The following is a 1,285-nucleotide window of genomic DNA, read 5'->3' as shown; positions in this document are numbered from 1 at the left end:
TTAATGGAGTTCAAAGACTCATTAATGGAGTTCAAACACTCTTTAATGGAGTTCAAACACTCTTTAATGGAGTTCAAACACTCTTTAATGAGTATCAAAGACTCTTTAATGAGTATCAAAGACTCAAGAACCAGATACAGCTTTAGTCGGTCTACCTTTAATAGCTTTAAAACGTTCGCCCAACTGTTCAGCGACGGTTTTTAAGCCTGGAGTCTTTTTCGATGCTGTCTTTACGTAGTCATAAACTGTTAAACTGCTAGTCATAGCTTCACTACCGACTGCCATTAAAGTATCATCTACTTGTTCGGCGAGTTGTTGCACTGAGATTAAAAGTTCAGTAAGTGCAGTGGCTAATTGATAATCCCGAACAAGTTCTTCAACGTCAAAAGTGGCTGGAAGAATTTCGCGGTTAGACTGAGCAGCAGTGACGCTATTGTTCACAAAAGCTAGACTTTTATCGCCCATTTTTACTAACTTACGCCGTTCTTCAGTGCTAAGAGTGACTAAAAAGGGCATCTTTTGTTGGACTGTCTGTAGCGCGGCTTTAATTTCTTGGATATCTTGTGGCGAAAGGGTGGCTGCGATATTTTGATAGGACATTGTATATTTACCTTGGGAGTTCTAATGGTGAGGTAGCAATAGTTGCTAAGTATAGAATTCCCATTGGTAAGCGCGATCGCACATCATAACCTATTTATTTATCTGTTTTAGAAAATTTGTAGGTTGGGTTGAACAGAGTGAAACCCAACAAAACCCGAAAATGTTGGGTTTCGTTCCTCAACCCAACCTACACTTAAGCCGTCTATTTCTGGATATAAACAATACTCACATATATGCTCGGCGCGATCGCTAACTAAACGCTGCAATTCTGCATTAATATATGGACGAGACATTTTGAATAGTTACTCCGCGCTGATGTAGTGACGAGCTTTTGCTAGTAGCATAATATGTTCTAGCGTGAGAAAATGATCTAACTCTCGCTGGCCACTTCCTGTAAGACCTTCAGTTTTTGCGCGGTAAACGAGATCCTCTAAACGGTCTTTGGCTGCATCCGAGAGTTTGAAATCGATAACACTTTGAGGAGTGGTTCCAGCAGCAATAAATTCTATAATTTCATCGTAGACTTTGGCTGTATTTATAGATGTGTTCATAAGCTACCTTTTTAATTCCTAAATTTTATGCAACTTCCAAAGAATTTCCTAGCGTTTTAGGCTCTGGTAGAGGTTCACCGTCAGCCAAAGATGATTCAATCAGCATTTCTAAAACTTCTTGAGCATTTTTAAAA

The 1,285-nt window shown here is 39.3% G+C and carries 3 protein-coding genes and 1 pseudogene; all 4 read right to left on the bottom strand.

Annotated elements, in window-relative coordinates; all coding sequences use genetic code 11:
* Nucleotides 1-123: 123 nt before the first annotated feature.
* Complete coding sequence (locus VB732_RS03160; RefSeq protein ID WP_323229366.1) at nucleotides 124-600, bottom strand: hypothetical protein; 477 nt, start codon at nucleotides 598-600, stop codon at nucleotides 124-126.
* 107 nt (nucleotides 601-707) lie between these two features.
* On the bottom strand, nucleotides 708-893 hold the full coding sequence (locus tag VB732_RS03155; protein WP_323229365.1) for a hypothetical protein: 186 nt from the start codon (nucleotides 891-893) through the stop codon (nucleotides 708-710).
* 9 nt (nucleotides 894-902) lie between these two features.
* Entirely contained in the window at nucleotides 903-1,151 is a 249-nt protein-coding gene (locus tag VB732_RS03150; protein WP_323229364.1) for a hypothetical protein, read from the bottom strand.
* A gap of 25 nt (nucleotides 1,152-1,176) precedes the next feature.
* Nucleotides 1,177-1,285 (bottom strand): annotated as a pseudogene (locus VB732_RS03145) (type II toxin-antitoxin system HicB family antitoxin); the annotation flags it as partial.

The sequence above is a fragment of the Nostoc sp. UHCC 0252 genome (genome assembly GCF_034931145.1).
In the GTDB taxonomy this organism is placed as follows: domain Bacteria; phylum Cyanobacteriota; class Cyanobacteriia; order Cyanobacteriales; family Nostocaceae; genus Nostoc.
Note: the sequence above shows the minus strand (reverse complement) of the source record. Positions and strands in the feature narration are given on the sequence as shown.